The 20,780-nt window shown below is 64.0% G+C and carries 6 protein-coding genes and 1 pseudogene; all 7 read left to right on the plus strand.

What is annotated here, in order from left to right; all coding sequences use genetic code 11:
* The first annotated feature begins 90 nt into the window (after positions 1-90).
* Positions 91-3,456, plus strand: coding sequence for an STY4851/ECs_5259 family protein (locus F790_RS13935; RefSeq protein WP_019591938.1), 3,366 nt, complete (start codon positions 91-93; stop codon positions 3,454-3,456).
* Positions 3,457-3,476: 20 nt separating this feature from the next.
* Complete coding sequence (locus F790_RS13940) at positions 3,477-8,987, plus strand: DEAD/DEAH box helicase (protein ID WP_156824344.1); 5,511 nt, start codon at positions 3,477-3,479, stop codon at positions 8,985-8,987.
* A 261-nt stretch (positions 8,988-9,248) separates the two neighbouring features.
* A pseudogene (locus F790_RS13945) lies at positions 9,249-9,773 on the plus strand (DDE-type integrase/transposase/recombinase); the annotation flags it as partial.
* Positions 9,774-10,205: 432 nt separating this feature from the next.
* The gene (locus F790_RS14605) at positions 10,206-11,060 is read left to right on the plus strand and encodes a hypothetical protein (RefSeq protein ID WP_156824345.1); all 855 of its coding nucleotides are present in this window, start codon (positions 10,206-10,208) and stop codon (positions 11,058-11,060) included.
* A gap of 98 nt (positions 11,061-11,158) precedes the next feature.
* Entirely contained in the window at positions 11,159-17,581 is a 6,423-nt protein-coding gene (locus F790_RS0112930; RefSeq protein WP_019591942.1) for a DEAD/DEAH box helicase, read from the plus strand.
* Positions 17,581-19,770: a UvrD-helicase domain-containing protein gene (locus F790_RS0112935; RefSeq protein WP_019591943.1), complete on the plus strand. Its 2,190-nt coding sequence runs from the start codon at positions 17,581-17,583 to the stop codon at positions 19,768-19,770. The genes F790_RS0112930 and F790_RS0112935 overlap by 1 nt, the downstream gene beginning before the upstream one ends.
* Before the next feature lie 192 nt (positions 19,771-19,962).
* Positions 19,963-20,343 carry an Ltp family lipoprotein gene (locus F790_RS14400; protein WP_083938886.1) on the plus strand — a complete coding sequence of 127 codons (381 nt, stop codon included), beginning with the start codon at positions 19,963-19,965 and terminating at the stop codon, positions 20,341-20,343.
* Positions 20,344-20,780: the final 437 nt, after the last annotated feature.

Raw genomic sequence — 20,780 nt, forward strand, 5'->3', positions numbered from 1 at the left:
CCAGAAGCCCTGCAGCCAAGAGACGTGGGGCTGCCGCCGCACGACGCGGATGCGTGGCAAGGGGGGCGCCGGGCGACAGGAGTGGTCGCAATGAGCCTCGAGCATAGGTCGCAGAGGCTCGCGTCGTCGCGACGGGGAGTTTCGGACAACCATCCCGAGGGGAGGCGGATGTTTCATCGGGAAACGATTGATTGGGTGCGGACGTTTCTGGACCGGCGTGGGTTGGAGAAGCCGGACCAGCGAGAGTTGTACCGCTATCGGTGCACGGATGGTGAATACCGTGACCTCCGCCGTGTTCTCCGTCTTATTCCGGATTTCATGGACGTGAGGGACGACAGGCGGGTCTGCGGTGCGCTGGTTCTGGGGATCGCCGAGTGGTCCAGGCGGGAAAAGCACCCTGACCAATGGGAATGGGAGCCGATTTTCGAGGCCTTCGACTTCGAACTTGACCCGGCTCCCAGGGGTGACGTGATGACTCGCGGGCTGGAGGACTTCTGGGGGCGCCCGATCCATCGGTTCGAGGCCGGGCATCGGGATTTTCTGGGTTCGCTCATGAGTGAGGGTGGCTTGCCGTTCCAGGTGTTGCGCGCCCCGGGGAACCCGCTTCATGTGCTGTTCGTGCGGTTGCTCCGCCGTGTCGACCAGGCCGAGGCCCTGGGGGCGGACATGGAGGCGTTCGTGCGCCGCGAGATCGACGCATCGCATCTGCCCCAGGTGTTTTCGTCGGTGGGCCCGGTGCGGTTGATTACCGGGATGTTGCAGCAGTTGCGATCGCTGGTGCGCAGTCACGGCCTGGAGTCGCAGGAAGAGCCGGTGGCATTCCTGGATCAGCAGGATCCGCAGTGGCGCGAGCGTTTTCCGATCCCGCTGGATCAGGAGACGGGCGAGGACTTCCTGAACAGCCTGCTCAAGACCGCGAGCGATGAGGGACGCCGCCGGCGTCGTACCGGGGCGTTGTCGTGTACGCACGTATCTCGCGACGTCTCGATTGGAGAGCTGGAGACGGTGGTGACGCTGCCGGCCGAGTTGCAGGTGCCGCTTGAACATGTACCGGCAAGTTCGCGTCTGGAAGTCGAGATCCTGGAAGGGACCGAACCGTGCCTGAGATTGGGGGCGGTGTTCGCGGATCTTTCACGACCCGGCTTCGCGAAGATTCGTTTGCGCGCCGGAGAGCGAAGGATCCGGAGGAGTTCGCCCAATCGCTTCCTGTTGCTGGCGGTATCGGCGGGCGGTTTGCAGGCAGGCAAGGTCCTGATTCCGGGGGGAGCCGTTGCGCTTGGGGAGGTCCCGGTGGGGTTCGCCTGGCGCGAGAATCGATGGCATGTCTGCGGGCAGGCTTCCTTTCGGACGGAGGATCGCGATGTGCTGGTTACGGTCCCGACCGGGGTCTCCCTGGAGCGGGTGGAGCCGGAAGATGCGAACGTTCGGCCCGAACCGGTACCCAGGCTCGGCCTGGACGGGTACCGGGTTTCCGGACAGGTAACGGTGAGCCTGGTCGGGGACGATCGCTTCAGTGTGCGCACGGGGCAGGCGGGGGCCGCGTCCATGGGCCTCGGTCTTGCGGGTGACATGCTCGACTGGCCGACAAACCCGCCACTGTGTCTGCGGGGCATGCCCCGGATCGACCACTCGGCGAGTGGTGGCGCCGCCGATGTGGCTGATCTTGGGGTTTACGTGGGTGGCGAACGTATCGAGTCGCTGCCGGCACACGAGCTTGGTGGTGTGCGCTCCGTGTCGATTCGCAATCGTTCGGGCGAGACGCTGCTGCGGCGCAAGGTCGGTATTTTACCCTCCGATTTTGCGGTTCAACTGATCGGGGGAGACCAGCCGGGCCAGGGCTGGATCCGTGTCACGACGGCACAGCGCTGCCTGGTGGAGTTGGACGACGACCGGGTTGAGGTCCAGCGCACCCGCGAGGATGAGGCATCCAGCCTGCTGTATCTGCAGGCAGTGGGCGAGATCCCGGCCAGTGTGGCCATACGAGTGACCCCTTCCCTCGTAGCTGATCCGATCGAAATACGGCTCCCGTTCCCGTATGTGGGGTGCCTTGCGCTGGACCGGGACGGCAGGCCCCTGGCCCGTGATCTCGCGGTGGATGATCTGCTGGGTGCGCGTCTCATGCTCTACGGGGCTCAGGGAGGGTCCGGCTTTTCGGTCACCCTCTTACTTTCCGGGTATGGCAGGGGGCAGCTGTACGATCGCTGGATCTATCGAGTGGGCCAGCAGCCGCTGGAGATCAGCTTGCACGGGCTCCGCGAAAAAATCGTCGAACTGCTTTCGATTGATACGGACATCGACTGCGAGGTGCGGCTGGAGGTCGAAGGTGGTCCGGTTCCGGTGCGACACAGGGTTCGCCTGTTCGGGGTGCAGTTGCGCCGGTCGGAGGGCAATGAGTTTCGGGTTCATGTGGCGGACGGGAGCGGGGGGAGCGCGGAGGGCCTGGACCCGCGTCTGATGCTCCTGCACGCCCCGTCCGTTCCGGCGGTTTCGCTGGAACCGGTACGCAGTGAAGGGGTGCCAACTGGGGAATTCAGGCTGCCGGAACAGGTGTCGCGCGATGGTCCGTGGCTCGTGGTTCCAGGGCCTGACTCGAAGATTTCTTTTCGCCCGCTCCTCGTACCAGGCGAGCCGGACTCGGGTGTGGACCTGGAGCGCGTGGAAAGCCTGCAAAAGGCCGTGCTGGCGTTTCGGCCGGGTCGCGGCACAACGTCGTTTGACGAAGTGCTGGATGCGATGAGCGAGAACCCGCGGCACGGTGGATGGGAGTTTCTCAACGCGCTGTATCGCAATTTCGGATACCTGCCGCTTACCACATTCGAAGTCTGGAAGGCGCTGGTTCAGCATCCGCGTGCGCTCTGCATGGCGATGTTCAAGTTCGAGATGGACGAGAATTTCGTCGGTCGTCTGGAACGTGATTTCCCCTTGTTCTTCGAGATGCTGCCGGTACGGGACTTCCGCGCGGCCACGGAGATCTTTCATCGGTTCCTTGTGGACCAGGGCATTCCGGAGGACACCGTCAACGACGTGCTGGGGCGGACGTTGCAGCGTCTTGAACACGCCACGGTGGCCTATGGCACGGAACTGCAGGGATGGTTGAGGCAGGGGGATGTTGAGCCACAAGCCCGACAGGCAGCTCTGATTCTGCCCAATCTTTTTGAACAGGTGATCCGCGAGCGGGTGGATGTGGAATGGCCCGATTATGGAGCCCGGGAGCTGACGGAGTGGATTGGGGGGAGGGCCGATGAACCGGCTGGCCGGATTCATACCCAGTTCCAGCATCGCAACTCGGTGGCTTACCTGCCTGCCTTCGTAGCGGCGATCGCCCTGGGCGAGGCGCGCGTTGACGAGGTGTTCCATGACTACGGAGAGGCGCTGTTCCAGTTCCGCCGCATCCGTGATTTCGATGCCACGTGGTTTCGAATCGCCTTCAATGCGTCTCTTTTCGCCCGTCTGTGACTATCGATCGAGGACTTTCCATGCGACCGTTTTTCACTTCGCTGGTTGATCAGGCCCGTTCTCGGGCAACGGAATCCACGCTGGGTTTGCTGGGTGTCACCCACCCGGGGTTGCGTGAGCACCTGGCGGGCGTGCTGGATGCCGAAAGCGGTGCAAGGGGCAGCTTTCTGGCGGAGCCGCAGTTTGAACCGACCTTCGCATGGGAACCGGCGAATTGCCGGCTGCGCGATCTGGGAACAGGTGCCGACTCCCTGCTGAGCTCGACGGTGATCGACGCACTCGACGACCCGGACAACGGGCAATACCGCTTCAACGCGGACTGGGCACCGTTTACTCACCAGCTGCGTAGCTGGCAGGCGCTGCTCAGGGAGAAGAAATCGATTGTGGTCACCAGTGGTACGGGGTCCGGCAAGACCGAGTGTTTCATGGTCCCGGTGATCGAAGAGTTGTACCGCGAACTCGAGGCCGAGGGTACCGACACGCTGGAAGGGGTCCGGGCGTTGTTCCTGTACCCGCTGAATGCCCTGATCGATTCGCAACGTGATCGTCTGGATGCCTGGACGCGTCCGTTCGGGGAGGGGATGCGCTACTGCCTTTACAACGGCCGCACGCCGGACCGTGCGAGCGGGGTACGCGCGGAGCAGAAGAAGCGTCCGAACGAGGTGCTCTCGCGCGAACGGATGCGCGAGTCCCCGGCACCGATCCTGGTGACCAATGGGACCATGCTGGAATACATGATGGTCCGGCAGGTGGACGAGCCGATAGTGCGTGTGTCGCGGGCCAGGAAATCGCTTCGCTGGATCGTGCTGGATGAAGCCCACACGTATGTGGGGTCGCAGGCCGCGGAACTGGCGCTGCAGTTGCGCCGGGTGATGATCGCATTTGGCGTAAAACCGGAGGATGTCCGGTTCGTGGCGACCTCGGCGACCATCTCCAGTCCGGAGGGTGTGGAGAACCTTCGGCGGTTCCTTTCCGATCTTTCAGGGGTGCCGGGGGAACGTGTGGAGGTCCTGGGCGGGCAACGCGTGGTGCCACAACTTCCGGCCAGTGAGGGCCGATCGGCTACGCTGGAGGAACTGGAGTCGATCCCGTCCGACCCCGGCAGCAAGGAGGTTTCGAACGCGCGCTTCGAGGCCCTGTCGCATTCGCCGGAAGCCCGGACGATCCGCGATTTCGTCGTGGAGTACGGCTCACCGGTTGGACTGGGCGAGATTCGCAAGCATGTTTCCCGGACACTCGGGGCCTCCCTGAGCGAACGCGATACCCTGCGATGGCTCGACCTGTGTTCGGGGACGCGACCTGCCGAGAATGAACCGGCGTTTCTCAACCTTCGTGCGCATTTCTTTCAGAAGACCTTGCACGGGCTGTGGGCGTGTATGGATCCCGACTGCCCCGAGAAAGCGGGAACCGCACTGGCCACGGACTGGCCGTTCGGCAGCGTGTATACCGAACAGCGTGCCACCTGCGGTTGTGGTGCGCCGGTGGTGGAGCTGGCGTTCTGCGACGACTGCAACGAGCCGCACCTTCTGGCGGACACGCGTTCCGGTCACGTGAAGCATTGGGAGACCCGGGTTGAGGATGAGTTCTCTCTGCAATCCGATACCGAAGAGGCGGAAGGCGATGAGCCGGAGGTTGACCTGGACGCGCAGAAAAATGAGCCAACGGTTTTCTGTCGCCCGGAACACATCGGTGAAGCGTATTTTCCGGTGGAGGTCGACCTGGAGACGGGGAGCTTCACCGCGAGTGAACGTTCGGTCCGTCTGGGGGTGAACGACTCGGAGGCCCAGTGCTGTCGTCCGCAATGCGCATTCACGGGCTATTCCGGCCGCTCTCCCTTCAATCGGGCTCTGACCGGAGGGCCGTTCCATGTGACTCAGGCCGTGCCCACGGTCCTGGAATATTGCGAAGACTTCCAACCCGAGAAAGGGGCATCCGAGGCCGGGCCTCAGACCCTTCCAGGTCGAGGCAGGCGCCTGATTACCTTTACCGACAGCCGTCAGGGAGCGGCCCGGATGGCCGTGCGGATGCAGCAGGAGGCAGAGCGCAACAAGCTCCGCGGACTGGTGGTGGAGGTCCTGGGGGCGGCGCAACGCGATCATGCCGCTCAGCCACGTGATGAGGTCTCCGATGAGGGCCTCCGGGCTCTCCGTGAGGCTCATCAGGGTTTGCTCGCCGCGGGTATGAACCAGGCCGCCGCCGAGATGGAAGAGCGGATCAGGCAGCAGGAAGCCACACTGACAGGCCAATCTTCCGGCGATGCCGCCGATACCGTGTGTTTGCCCTGGCGCGACATGGTTCGAACGCTGGCTGGAAAGGAGGATATCGCGGGGCCGGTCTGCGAGTTCAACAAGCAGTACAACCCGGAGCTCTTCGGGGGGGCCGATGGGGCCGAGAGACTGGCGGAGATGCTGCTGTTCCGCGAATTCATGCGGCGACCGAAGCGCCAGAACAGTGCCGAGACACTCGGTTTGGCTGCCGTGGATTACCCGTGTCTCGATAACCTCCGGACCGTGCCCGAGGGCTGGGCAGAAAAAGGGTTGGAGCTCAAGGATTGGCGCGAGTTTCTGAAGGTGGCCCTAGATTTCTACATTCGGGCGTCCAGTGGTATCAACGCCAACCAGGAAGTGTTTCGTTGGGCAGGGGTGACATTCAAGCCGAAGCGATTCCTGTCCCCTGACTCGGAGGCAGGTCAGGAACCGGGGCTGTTGAAGTGGCCGCAAATCCGGGGTGGCAACACGTCGCACCGCCTGGTGAAGCTGTTGGTCCTGGGAGGCGGGATGAACCCGGGGGATCGCGCGGATGTGGACCGCATCAACGATTGGCTTCGGGCGGCCTGGCGAGTCCTGACGGGGCCCGGGGGAGCCCTGAAACCGGACCAGAACAAGTTTTCTTTGCCGCTCGATAGCCTTGGTTTCCGTCTTCAGAGCCGTTTTTATGTCTGTCCGGTCACCAACCGCCTGTTGGATACCACGTTCCGCGACTGGACTCCGTATCTTCCGCGAAGCATTGAGGCGCTACGCTCTGACGAAGGGGAACGCCGTCGTCACCGGGTCGAGGCCGTGGACTATCCTGACCTGTCGGTATTCGAGCGCACCCAGCTCGATTACGAAGCCGGACTTGCGCATATCCGCCAACAGATTGCCGCAGACCCCGTGATCCGCGAACTGCGCTCACGCAGCCTTTGGGTCAATCTGAACGATCGAGCGGTCGAGGGTGGTTACTACTACCGAACGGCGGAACATTCGGCGCAGCAGTCCTCAGATCGCCTGGAAGAGTACGTCAACCAATTCAAGAAGGGGCGGGTCAACGTCCTGAACTGTTCGACGACGATGGAAATGGGCGTCGACATCGGGGGCATCACCGCCGTGGTGATGAACAATGTGCCGCCGCATCCGGCCAACTACCTGCAGCGTGCGGGGCGGGCCGGACGCAGCCGTGAGGCCCGTGCGATTGCGTACACCGTGTGCAAGCACAACCCGCACGACCTGCAGGTGTTCGCCAACCCGAGCTGGCCGTTTCGGACAGCCATGCCGGTCCCGGCGGTTGCATTCAGCTCCGCGCGCCTGGTTCAGCGTCAGGTGCAGGCGCTGCTTCTCGGGCATTTCCTGACCCGAACGGTTGGGACGGGGGGTGTCGAGCGCACCAAATTGACCACGGAATGGTTCTACTTGGGGGAATCGCAGCCGGCCCCCTGTACCGAGTTTCTCGAATCCCTGGAGGCGGCCGGACATGAAGCCGACGCCGATATTCTGCATCTGACACGCGGTACGGTCCTCGAATCCCGCGAACCGGCGCAGCTGCGCAGCGAGGCGCGGGCGAACATGGAAGCTCTGCAGAAGGACTGGACTGCGAATCATTCCTGGTTGAAGTCGGAGCAGGAACAGGCAACCCCGGAGAGCGCATATCGGGCCCGCCTGGATCGCGAGCTGGACCGGCTGTGCAACGAGTATCTGTTGCGTGAACTCGCGGGTCGAACCTTCCTCCCGGGGTACGGCTTTCCCACGGATGTCGTCACCTTCAACCACTTTACTCTGCACGACTACCATCAGCAGCGTAGGGCGCGGATTGCTGCTCGGAGCAAGGAAGACAACCACAGTAGCTACCGTGGGCTTCCGTCCCGGAACCTGTCGGTCGCCATTCGGGAATATGCGCCGGGCGCCGAGGTTGTTCTGGACGGTCGTGTGTTTACGTCCGCAGGTGTATCGCTTCACTGGCATCGCATGGAGAGCGGCGCAAACGAATCGCAGAAGCTGGAGAGCGTCTGGCGATGCGATGCATGTGGCACTGTGGGTCACCACGAAGGAATCGTCGACACCGACACGCTGGTCTGCAGCAATAGCGCCTGCGGGGCACCGGTCAAATCACAGAACATCAAACGGGTGCTGCAGCCAGCCGGTTTTGTGGCGGATTCCAGGGTCGCGCCCACGAATGACGTGCAGTCCCAGCGATTTGTGCCTGCAGGTTCACCTTGGGTCTTCCTCGAAGCGGAAGAAACGGCATTGCCGAATCCGTCACTCGGAACCATGGCCCACGCTACGAACGGGAAGGTGTTCCACCACAGTGCGGGGCTGTACGGTCAGGGTTATGCGGTGTGCATGACCTGTGGCCGTGCGGAGTCCATGACTGCCGACGGAGAGTTCCCCAAGGGACTTTCGCCGGATGGAACGCATTTCGCACCCCAACCAACGCGTGAAGATCGGAAGGACGGGCAACCAGCGCCTTGTCCGGGCTCGGGAAGCCTCCAGCAAAACGTCCAACTCGGTGTCGTGACACCGACCGACGTGTTCGAGCTTACCCTGTGCCATCCCGTTCGAGGCACCTACATCGAAGATAACCATGAAGGGCGGGTGATTGGCCTGACTCTGGCTATTGCCCTGAGGTTCGCACTCGCGGAAACCCTTGGCGTGGCCCCCTCCGAGATCGGCTACGCGACTCGCCCCCGGCGCCTCGGTGATCGCGGCTCAGTGATCGTACTCCAGTTGTATGATGCGGTGAGTGGTGGCGCGGGGTTTTCGTCCGCCGCGGGCAAGGTGGTGCTGCCCATGCTGCGACGGATGGCCGAGAAACTGGAATGTGATCACTGCGAGACGGGCTGCAGCCAGTGTCTGCTCGACACCCAGACCCGGGTGGACCACGACCGCGTGGATCGGGCGCGGGCTCGCGATTGGCTGGGCGATCTGCTGAATGAGTTTCAGGGTTGTGACCAGCAGGATACGTCGTCGGTCCCGCCGCACGGAATTCGGCCGGACTGGGCGAAGAACGTGAGCGAGCAGGCGATTGAGCTGGTGGACGGCATCATCGAGCAGGGCTTGCCGGAACCGGTGGTCGGCCAGGAGGTACTGGATGGCCAGGGCGAGGTGGTCGGCGAGTTCGAGCTGGCGTGGCCCGATCTGAAAATCGGCGTTTGGGCATCCGATCGCGCGGCCAGCCCCATTCCGGACAGGTTGGAGGGCTGGTGCCTTTTGACCCTCAAAGACGCTAAGGAAACCCCCAATCTATTGTTTGATGATTTAGGCCGAGCCCAAGCTTAATGGGTGTTTCGGGTGTGCCGGAGGAAAACTGGTCCCTGGCACCATCCGCTGTGAGAGGGACTGGCTGGAGGCACGGCAGGGTGGCAACATCACCCTACAATGGATCGGGATGCGAATGTTCTCGGCGCTGTTTATCTCGTGGGGAGACAGATTTGGCGCCGGGAGAAGGAAGAATGGTCCGATATGCACAATCCGGGAGTCCCCCAGTGGTGGAGCACGACAGGGACGATAAGGGCCGGGTTCGTGGTCAGGATTAGGTGTCAGGCCTCGCGCGGTTACCTGTTCGTGGCCATCGACCGCGCCTCGCGCTGGGTCTATCTGGAGGTGCGGCGCTCGAAGACGGCCGACGCCGCGCGCGGCTTTCTGAAGAAGCTGATCGAACGGGCGCCGTTCCATGTCACGCACGTGGTCACGGACAACGGCAAGGAGTTCACGGACCGCTTTGCGGCCACCGGAGAGCGCGAGCCCACCGGGTGCCACCCGTTCGACCGGCTGTGCGCCGAACACGGGATCGAGCATCGTCTGATCCGGCCGAAACGGCCGCAGACCAACGGAATGGTGGAGCGCTTCAACGGCCGCATCGCCGACTTGCTGCGGACCCGGCGCTTCGGCTCGGGAGAGCATCTGAAGGACACCCTCCAGAACTACCAGCGCCTGTACAACCATCAGATCGGGCAGAAGGCGCTGGGGCACCGAACGCCGGTTGAGACACTCAAGGCCTGGCAACAGGAACGCCCCGATTTATTTCGTAAACGTGTATACAACCAGCCGGGACCCGACATTTAGTCGCCCGATGATGGTGGCGAATCTGATTGAAATGGTTCCGGCGGACTAGATCATTATTGTTCGAGGTTGCGTTATCGGCTTCTGCGCCAATGCCGTTTTTGGGGTGACGAACAGCCAGCGGTAGAAAATGTGGTTGGCGCTCGATTTGCAATCGGGGCTCATGCGCTTGTAGGCTCCAGGTGCCAGTAATTTCTCAGCATGGGTTTCCTCAGGCTCAACAGGGAAAGTCCCGCCCAAGTCTTCTTGTGAAATGCAAATTTTTGTCTCGATGTTGGTCGCTGGTCCCGGGGTGTATGGCGGTCAGATATCACCATCCGGGGAAACGGTTTTTCGGTTGTGGGTGAAGGGCTTATTTGGACCACTATTTTAGTAATAAGTAATTGTTTTTAATATAGTGCGTCGGTACGGATGATATAGTGGAGGTGTGGCTCTATGGAATGGGCCAAGTTTTACGATTTTTTGGCTGGGTTGTGGGTGCCATATCTGGTGCTGCACGGAGCAGTAATTCTGGTTTATGCGATTGATGGTGGAGACAGGTTGTTGGAGTGGGCCATTTCGACCGGCAAAGTGTGGCCGGCCTGTGTAGGTGGGGCGTTACTGCTTTGGCCGTTGGGTTTTTTCCCTGCTAAGTCCATGGGGGTGGATCTGTCAGGGGGTGCGTATAGTGGGTTTGTTTTTCTTTCTGTGGTGGGGGTGTTTCTTTTCTTGTGGGTGGGCTTCTGGATAGCCCGATCAGGATGGTCTTTGGCGCTTCGGTGGTTTGTGCCTTGCGATATCGTAACGCCGCATGCGTGCAAGGTGAAGAGGGATCTCGAATCCCTAATGATTTGTTTATCCAAGAAGTTTGAGCATGTTTTGGAGAGCTGGCTCGGGGCAGAAGGCAAGGGGTTGCATGAGAAAGTGACCAGTGTAGAAGCGAAGCTTGACCCTAGTGCGGTCCAGGGTCTGCGTCGCCTGGCATCGATCCGGAACAAAGTGGTGCACCATGAAGAGTTTGACGAGAGTAGCGTGTGCCGTAAAGAATTACTGTCTGAGGCGGTTGAGATAATGAACGGGTTAGCGGATGCACATGATGCGAAGATAGGCGCAGCTTCGAATGGTTGGGTTTTTAGGTTTTTGTTTATTCCGGTGATCTCGATTTTCGGGGGGATTGTTGGATTGTTGTATGGGTATTTCTCGTGGGTTGGAGCCGGCGCGACCCTGTGGGGGATTTTTTTGACTGGTCTTGTTGCCGTGTTCTGGTTGGGTGAGCAGGTCATCGCCCCAGCATTGCTGAGTGGAGGGTGACCGGCGGTGTCGTCGGGAAAAGGAGCAGCATGCTGCCAGCAGTTGTAGCAACGGAATTGCGAGAAGGGGTCCGGCACTTTCTGCGGGCGACCTTCCCCATGACGACCCCGGGGTTCCGCCGGGTCGATGGCGGGACCCCGCTGGAGGATCTGCTGGCGGATCCGCGGGCGCTGTTCAAGGGGCCGTATCTGAGTCTGGGGCTGCCGTTCCGGACGGCGGATCCGGAGGCGCCGTCGCCGTTCGAGTACGTTCAGCTCGGTTTTTTGCCGTTTCTCCATCAGGCTCGGGCCTTCGAGCGCCTGGGCGGCGCCGTGCCGCGCTCGACGCTGGTGGCTACGGGGACCGGTTCCGGGAAGACGGAGTCCTTTCTTTACCCGTTGCTGGAGGATGCCGCCGCACGCTCGGCCCCGGGCGTGAAGGCGATCGTGATCTATCCGATGAATGCGCTGGCCCGCGATCAGGCGGGGCGCATCGCCGAGAAGATCCACGAGAGTGAGGGCCTGCGGGGGCAGGTCTCGGTCGGGCTGTTCACCGGGGACCGGGAAAGCACGCCGACCACGGGCATGAGCGCGCAGGGCGTGATCACGGATCACGACACCCTGCGCCAGAATCCTCCGGACATCCTGCTCACCAACTACAAGATGCTGGATTTCCTGCTGATGCGTCCGCAGGACCAGGCGATCTGGCGTTTCAACGAGCCGGACACGCTGCGCTATTTGGTGGTGGACGAGCTGCACACCTTCGACGGGGCGCAGGGGACCGATCTGGCGTGCCTGATCCGACGGCTGCGTGACCGTCTGGCACCTGAAGGGAAGCTCGCCTGCGTCGGTACGTCGGCCACCATTGGCGGAGCGCAGGCCGCCGGGCGCCTGCGCGACTACGCCGAAGAGGTGTTCGCCACACCGTTCGACGAAGACGCGGTGCTGCTGGAAGAGCGCCTGTCGCCGCACGAATACCTGGAGGCGGAGGGTCGCCGCGCGACGGCGGAGCACTCGCGCTGGCGCTGGCCAGCCCGGTCGGAATTGCCGCGGATGCGCCCGCGAAACCCGGGCACTTCGGAAGAGTGGCTGCGCAGGCAGGCCGAGATCTGGTTGGACCGGTCCCTGGAGCTGGATTCTGCGGACCCGAGGGAGCGTGATGACGCACGGGTGGAACTGGGACGGGAGCTGGTGGCGCACGAGGGGTTCGCGGAGCTGCTGGATCGCTGCGAGCAGGGGCCGGTGGAACTCAATGACATCGCCGAAGATTGGGCGCAACGCTTCGGACTGGAGGGCACCGAGCCGGCCCTGACGATGCTGGACAGTCTGCTGGCGCTGGTGTCCGCCGCGCGTCGGCGCATCGACGACAAACGCCTGGCACCGCTGGTGGAGGTGCGGGTGCAGCTCTGGCTGCGCGAGCTGCGGCGCATGGTGGCTAGCGTGGCGCCGGAGCCGGCACTGGATTTTGCGGACAGCCTTTCGGATCAGCGCTCCGGGCTGCACCTGCCGGTGGTGCACTGCCGGGAATGCCACGCCACCGGCTGGGCGAGCGTGAAGCGTCCGGACGAAGGCCGCCTGGAGGATGATCTGCGCGCGATCTACAACGCGTGGTTCGGTAACCATCCGGATGCGTGCCTGATGTTCCCGCTGGAGGATCAACCGCCGCGCACGGGGTCGCAGGGCACCGCGGGGTTCGTCGGCTGGGCGTGTCCGGAACAAGAGCAGTTGCGCCCGGGGCGCTCGGCCGAGGCTGGCGGGCCGGACGGTTCTCCCTGCGAATCGGATGCCGGCGTTCGCGTGTGGCAGCCGGACATGACTCGAGAACGTAGACGGGGAGAGCACAAGGTTCGTGTCAGCCACCACGACTGCCCGTTCTGTGGTGCGGGCGATGGCCTGAGCCTGCTGGGGGCACGCGCGGCATCACTCTCCAGTGTGGTGATCGGGCAGCTCTACCACTCACTGCATAACGAGCATCGCAAGCTGATCGCCTTCTCGGACTCGGTGCAGGACGCGGCGCACCGGGCCGGGTTCTTCGAGGCGCGGACGTACACCACGCTGGTGCGCCGCGCCATCGCCCAATTTGTGAACGATCGCGGGCGCGACCTGGATCTGGCCATGGTGGCGCGCGAGATGCCGCGCTACTGGCGCCGGGTGCTGGGGGACGACGCGCGGTTCGTCGGCACGTTCATCGCACCCAACATGGTGTGGCTGCGCGATTACGAACAGCTGGTGGCGACGGATGCGCTGCCGTCCGACAGTGACCTGCCGGAGCTGGTGAGCCAGCGCCTGGAGTGGGAGGTGATGCAGGGCTTCGGTCTGCGTGCCCGCATCGGTCGCACGCTGGAACGCGGCCGCATAGCGACCGTGGGCGTGAATATCGAGGACGAGTTGTTGCCTACGGCCCGGACGCTGGCCGACCGGCTCTCGGAGGAGATCGGGCCGCTGCGGGACGTCGGGGTCGAAAAGGTGCAGGCCTTCCTGCAGGGCCTGTTGTGGCGCGGGCGTACGCGGGGCGCCTTCTATCACCCGTTCCTCGACGAGTACATCCAGGCGCGCGGCAAGACCTACAAGCCGTTCAACCTGAGCCTGTTCCTGCCGAACTATGGCGGGGCCGCCCGTCCGCCGGCGTTGTGGACCCTGGGCCGGGTGGGGCCGTCGTTCGACGACCTGCACGGTGAGTCCGGATCGTGGTTCCGGGCCTGGTTCGATCGGGTGCTGGCCACGGACGAACACGTGCTGGCGAGCCCGGAGTTCCGCCAGGTGATGAGCCTGACCGTCGACGTGCTGCGGCGCGACGGCTGGCTGCTGGAACGACCGGTCGGGGATCAGGCAGTGTTCGGGCTGGATCCGCAGCGCTGGTATGCCGGGATCCAGGTGAAGTCCTTGCACTGCGGCGTCTGCGGGCACCCGGTGGAGGTGCTGGATAACGAGCACCGTAACTGGCTCGGCGTGCCCTGCCTGCGCAGTACCTGCGAGGGACACTACGAACAACCGGATCGACCGTCGGAGCAGGACGCGCTTCAGGAGGGTCAGGGCGCCCCCACGCGCCTGGTGACGGCGGAACACACCGCGCTGCTGGACAGCGATGGGCGTGCGGCCATCGAGGGCTCGTTCAAACGCGATGATCCCCTGCCCTGGGATGTGAACCTGCTGTCGGCCACACCGACGCTGGAGATGGGGATCGACATCGGCGATCTGTCCAGCGTGCTGCTGTGCTCGGTGCCCCCGTCACAGAGCAACTATCTCCAGCGCATCGGCCGGTCGGGCCGGCGCGACGGCAACTCGCTCGCGGTCACGGTGGCCAACGGGGTCGGGCACGACAACTACTTCTTCGACGATCCGTTGAAGATGCTGGCGGGCTCGGTGGAGCCCCCGGGGGTGTTCCTGAACGCGGCGGCCGTGCTGGAACGCCAGCTGATGGCCTTCTGCCTGGATCGCTGGGCGGCCAGCGGCATCGAGAACGACGCGATCCCCGGACGCATGCAGATCGTGCTCGATGCTATCGAGCGCGAGGACACCCGGCGTTTTCCGCACGACTGGCTGGAATACGTGGCGAACCATCGCCGCGCGATCATGGACGATTTCACCGCGCTGTTCCCCGGCCTCGAGGACGCCACGCGGGAGAGCCTGCATCGCTTCCTGTTCGGCGCCCCGGAAGATGAACATCCGGGGCTGGACTGGCGCCTGCTCAACCGCCTGCGCGAGACGGCTCAGCGCCGTCGCGAATGGACCCGGCGCATCGATCGCCTGAAGCGCGAGATCGGCAACCTTGAGAGCGGGCCGGAGGACGACGAAGTGCGCGAGCGCCTGGCGGGCGCGCGCGGCGAGCGCGAGGCGCTGATGTCGCTGCGCCGCCACCTGAACCACCAGCACACGCTGAACTTCCTGACCGACGAGGGGCTGATCCCGAACTACGCCTTCCCGGAGGAAGGGGTGACCCTGCAGTCGATCATCCTGCGCCGCACCCGCGGAGGCGCCGGGTCGGGCGAGGGCGAGGCCGACCGCCCCCGGATGGAACGCCTGAACTTCCAGATGCAGCGATCCGCCGAGGCGGCGCTGGCGGAACTGGCGCCCCTGAACCGCTTTTACGCGCAGGGGCGCGCGGTGGAGATCGATCAGGTGGACCTGGCCGCCGACTCCGTGCAGCAGTGGCGCTTCTGCGACAACTGCCAGTACGTCGAGAACCTGGAGACCTCGGGCGATCCGCACTCGGTGTGCCCGCGCTGCGGCAGCGCCCAGTGGGCGGACGCGGAGCAGCGCCGCTCGGTGCTGCGCATGCGCCAGGTGTTCGCCACGGCGGATGACCGTGAGAGCCGCATCGGGGATGACGCCGATGATCGCCAGCCGGTCTTCTACACCCGCCAGATGCTGGTGGACATCGACCCCGAACAGCCGCGCCGGGCCTGGCGGCTGGCGACCGAGGACCTGCCGTTCGCGTTCGAGTACATCCCGCAGGTGACGCTGCGCGAGATCAATTTCGGCCAGCTCGGGGTCGAGGAGGCCGAGTTCCGCGTGGCGGGGGATCTGAACGCCCGCCCCGGGTTTCGCATCTGCCGCCACTGCGGCAAGGTCCGTCGCCCCGGCGGCCGGGCTCCGCGCCCGGGTCAGTTCCCGCATGCCTATGACTGTCCGCTCGCGCGGTCGGGGGCCGAGGAAAGCGAAGAGGATTATCACTCCAGCCTGTATCTCTTCCGGGAGCTGCATTCCGAGGCCATCCGCATCCTCCTGCCACTGGCGGATTTCGCGGAATCGGAGGTGCGGTTGCACTCATTGATCGCGGCGTTGAACCTGGGGCTGCGCGAATACTTCCGTGGCAGTGTCGACCACCTGCGGGTGACCGATTACACCGCCCCGGGTGAGGGTAGCCGCCGCCGCTATCTCGTCCTCTACGACAGCGTGCCGGGCGGTACGGGCTACCTGAAGCAGCTGCTGAAGGACACCGGGCCGCTGCTGGAAGTGCTGCGCCGGGCGTGGGAGGTGGTGCGTACCTGCAAGTGCCGCGAAGAGGAGGATCGCGACGGTTGTTACGCCTGCGTGCTGGCCTGGCGCGACCGCTACCGCATGCCGAAGATCTCGCGGGCCGCCGCCGAGGACCTGCTCGGTCGCATGCTGGAACACGCCGACACGCTGGAGCCGATCGACGGGGTGGAGGAGGTCCACCTGAACAGCCTGGTCGAGAGCGAGCTGGAGCAGCGGTTTCTGGACGCCCTGTGCAATGCACACGCGGGCGTGCGCGCCAGCCAGGAACTGGTGAACGGCAAGCCCGGCTATTTCCTGACGCTGCAGCCACCGGGGCAGGATCCGGAGACCCCCGCCTCCACGCGCGCCTGGAAACTGGAACTGCAGCGCAACCTGGGGGCGGCCGACGGGGTGCGGGTTCCCTGCAAACCGGATTTCGTGCTCTGGCCGGTGCGGGCGGGCGACGGACAGAAACCGGTGGCGGTCTTCGTCGACGGCTATTCCGTACACTTCGATAACCTGGCGGACGATACGGCCAAGCGCCAGGCGATCCTCGACAGCGGCCGTTTCCATGTCTGGAGCCTGGGCTGGAACGACCTGCCGCAAAGCGGCAAGGAGCCGACCCGGGCCGGAGTGGAGCTGCTGGAATCCACCCAGGTGCCGGATATGGTGAAGCGCTACAACGCGCTGACGGCGAACAACGGCGGTCGCCCCCATGGCGAGTTTCGTGGCGGGCTGGAGCAGGGGGGCTTTCGGTGGCTGATTCAGTATCTCCAGGGGGGCGATGAGGCCCTTGAATGGCTGCGCGAGGCGGCCTTCTCGCGCGCCTTCTGCATGCTGGATCAGCGCACCGCGCGCGATGCCGGCCTGCGCCAGGCGGTGGCCGAAGCGCTCGAGACCCGGGTGCCGAGCTGGGACGCGGAGCGTGTGGTCGGGCCGCCCGGCGGCGACGTCTTCGCGATGGGCGGGGCCCTTCCGGTCCTCTCCGGGCACGAGGGCGTGGCCGGCATGGTGGCGGGGTTGCCGGTGGCGACCTTTCAGAAGGACGCTCAAGCGCTGCGGGAAACGCTGGCGGTCGCCCTGTTCATCGACGACCGCGACCCGACGACGGACAAGCCGTTCGAGACGGCGTGGCAGGCGTTCTGGAACCTGTCCAACCTGCTGCAGTTCGCGCCGCGGTTCTCGCTGTCCTCCGCGCTCGGCGTCGAAGGCGAGCGTTATGCCCCGGCGCCGGCCGAAGAGGCGGTGGATACCGGGGAGGCGGCTGCTGCCGAACCGGCATCCGGATCGGGTGAGGAGGCTTGTTGGGCCGAGCTCCGGACGCTGTCCCTGTTCGGTGATGCCGTGGCGGATCTGCAGAAGGCGGGCGTGCCGTGCCCCGACAGTGGATACGAGTTGCCGGACGAGGCCGGCGCGATCGTCGCGGAACTGGAACTCGCCTGGCCGGACGCGCGCACGGGCCTGCTGGTCGACCCGGACCCGCCGACGCAGGAGGCTCTGCAAGCGCGCGGCTGGAGCGTGTGGGTCGGCCTTAATGAGGAAACCATTCAGGCCGTGGCCAATAAAGTAATGCAGGAGGCATGATGTCCGATCTTCAGCCCATGGTGGCCATCTCCGACGACTTCTTCTCGGCCTTTGCGGCGATCCCGCGCGGCAAGCAGAAGAAGGTGCAGGAGTTCGTCACCAAGTTCCGGCGCGATCCGTTCAGCTCCGGGATCAACTACGAAAAGCTCAATCAGGTGGCCGACCCGAACTTCCGTTCGGTGCGGATCGACCAGGATTTTCGGGCGATCGTGCTCAAGCCGGAGACCGGCAATGTCTACGTACTGCTGTGGGTGGACAAGCACGACGATGCCTACGACTGGGCCCGGCGACACCGCTGCAAGGTGCATCCGAACACCGGCACGTTGCAGCTGTTGCAGAGTTCGACCGAAACCGCCCCCGACGCACCCGCCGAGGCGAACGAAGCCAGGGCAACGCCGGAGCCTCAGGCCGCCGATGAAGCGACCGTGGAGGCCGAGGCTCTGTTCGATCTGCGCGATCGCGAATTTCTCCGTCTGGGCGTGCCGGAGTCGATGCTGGGTCAGGTGCGGGCGCTGTCTTCCGCGGAGGAACTGGAGGCGCTCGAGAGCACGCTGCCGCGCGAATCCTTTGAGGCCCTGTACATGCTGGCCGCCGGTGAATCCCTGCAGCAGGTGGAGCAGGAGTACGCGGCGTCGCAGGCGGAGACGGACACGGGGTTCGACACCGAGGATTTTGCGGCGGCCCTGCAGAAGGCGCACTCGCAACGCCGGTTCATGGTGGTCAGCGACGACGCCGAACTGCAGGCAATGCTGGAGGCCCCGCTGGAGCGCTGGCGGGTGTTCCTCCATCCCTCCCAGCGCCGCCTGGTGCAGTGGAACACCAATGGCCCCGTGCGCGTGCTCGGCGGCGCGGGCACGGGCAAGACCGTCGTGGCCATGCACCGGGCCCGCTGGCTGGTCGAGAATGCCCTGAGTGACCCGAAGCGCAAGGTGCTGTTCACCACGTTCACCGCCAACCTGGCGACCGACATTCAGGCCAACCTGCAGAAGATCTGCTCGAAGGAGCAGATGGACCGCATCGAGGTCACCCACATCGACCAGTGGGTGAGCCGCTTCCTCAAGCGCAACGATTACCCCAGCCGGATCGTCTACGACCAGGATCCGGAATACCGCAAATGCTGGGAGCTGGCGCTCGACCAGCGCCCGGCAGAGATCGACCTGCCGGATTCGTTCTTCCACGAAGAGTGGGAGCGGGTGATTCTGCCGCAGCGCGTGACCGACCGGACGGGGTATTTCCGCGCGAAGCGAACGGGGCGCGGCGTTGCGCTCACGCGGGCGCAGCGCGCCGCGATCTGGCCGGTATTCGAGGAACTGCGCATCCAGCTGCACCAACGCGGACTGCGGACCAACGAGGATGCCACCCAGGATGCGGCCGATCTGATCGAGCGCGGGGAGGGCGGCTATCTGCCGTACGACGCCGTGGTGGTCGACGAGGCGCAGGACATGGGTCCGCAGGTCATGCGGCTTTTGCGCATGCTGGTTCCGCAGCGCGGGAACGACATGTTCATCGTCGGCGATGGTCACCAGCGGATCTACCGGCGCCGCTACGCCCTGAGCCACTGCGGGATCGAGGTGCGCGGGCGCAGCCGCAAGCTGCGGATCAACTACCGCACCACCGAGGAGACCCGGCGCTTTGCCATGTCGGTTCTGGAAGGCGTGGCCATCGATGACCTGGATGGCGGTGACGACGCCAATGTCGGATACCGCTCGTTGATGCACGGCGACGCCCCGGTCGTGCAGGGTTTTGGCAGCCGGGACGAGGAAGCCGCCTGGGTCGCCGGCCGCATCCGCGAGCTCCAGGAGGACCAGGGCGTCGCGGGTGCCGACATCTGCGTGGTGGCCCGCACCAACAACATCGTCGAGGACTTTCGCGCGCGTCTGGAGAATGAGGGACTGGCGGTCCGCCCCGTCTCGCGCAAACAGGCCGACCGTTCAGATCAGCCCGGTGTGCGCCTGGCGACGATGCACCGCGTGAAAGGACTGGAGTTCCGCTACCTGTTCATCGTGGAAGTGAACGACGGCGTGGTCCCCCTGCGCCGGGCGCTGGAGGCCAGCGAGGACCCCACCGAACGGCGTTCGACCGAGACGAGCGAACGGGCGCTCCTGCATGTGGCCGCCACGCGTGCCATCCGTGGCCTGCACGTTACCTACACAGCATCACCCAGTCCGTTCCTTGCGTACCACGGTTAGCACGACCAAGTCCGGTGCGATGTGGTGTTGCACTTGCTGGAGGTATCGAGGGGGGCGCGTTGCTGGAAGGACATCGGGCTGCGCATGCACCAACGTCCTTGCAACAACCTGTTGATGGGTTATGGAGCCGGATGCAGGGGTGTTAATCAGCGTTACCGGAGGCCAGAATGTCCAACGAGTGGAGGAAATCGAATGAGAATCATTAATGTAGTTTTGCTTGCTTTTATCCTTGGTTCGGGGTCCGTATGGGCGCAAAACCTGACTGGGCCCCAAGAGAACGCGGTTCGGTCTGCGAATCAATATCTCGCCATGCAGGGTTTCTCGCGAGAGGGGCTCATCCAGCAACTGTCGTCTGACTACGGAGATGGTTACGACCGTTCAGATGCGGCGGTTGCAGTGGATAGCCTGAATGTTGATTGGAACGAGCAGGCGGTACGATCGGCCGAGCAGTATCTCCAAATGCAGGGCTTCTCGTGCCGAGGTCTGATTGAGCAGCTTTCATCAAGTTATGGAGATGCATATACCGAGCGACAGGCAACCCACGGGGCACAGCAGACTAACGCTTGTCAATAGGCCAAGGGTAGCCGTTGGTTTAAAATCATTCTTGTGGGCATGATACGTCTCATGCCTGATGGAGTAGAGTATGAGCGAAGGAAAGCGCTGCCCGAAGTGTGGATACGAACGCACCTCCGAGGATGACCAGATCACGCCGTCGACAGAGTGTCCGAGCTGTGGGGTGATCTATGCGAAGTTGACGAATCCGTCCACGGGCCGCTCACAAAGAACGGCAAGAACGAATGCTCCTCATCGACTGGCGCCATTTACAATGCTCAATCTAGGGAGACGCTGATTTAATTCGCTGCCGCTCCCGCCCGGTACGCAGCTCTGGGATAATGGCGGCAGGTTTCCTGCCCGAGGTGATGGTCGATGTCGCAGCGCAGTTTTTCCGATCTCGAGTACTCCGCCAAGCGCAAGCAGACGCGGCGCGACCGGTTTCTGGGGGAGATCGA

Origin of the sequence: Thioalkalivibrio sp. ALE20 (genome assembly GCF_000381405.1) — a bacterium.
Taxonomy (GTDB): domain Bacteria; phylum Pseudomonadota; class Gammaproteobacteria; order Ectothiorhodospirales; family Ectothiorhodospiraceae; genus Thioalkalivibrio.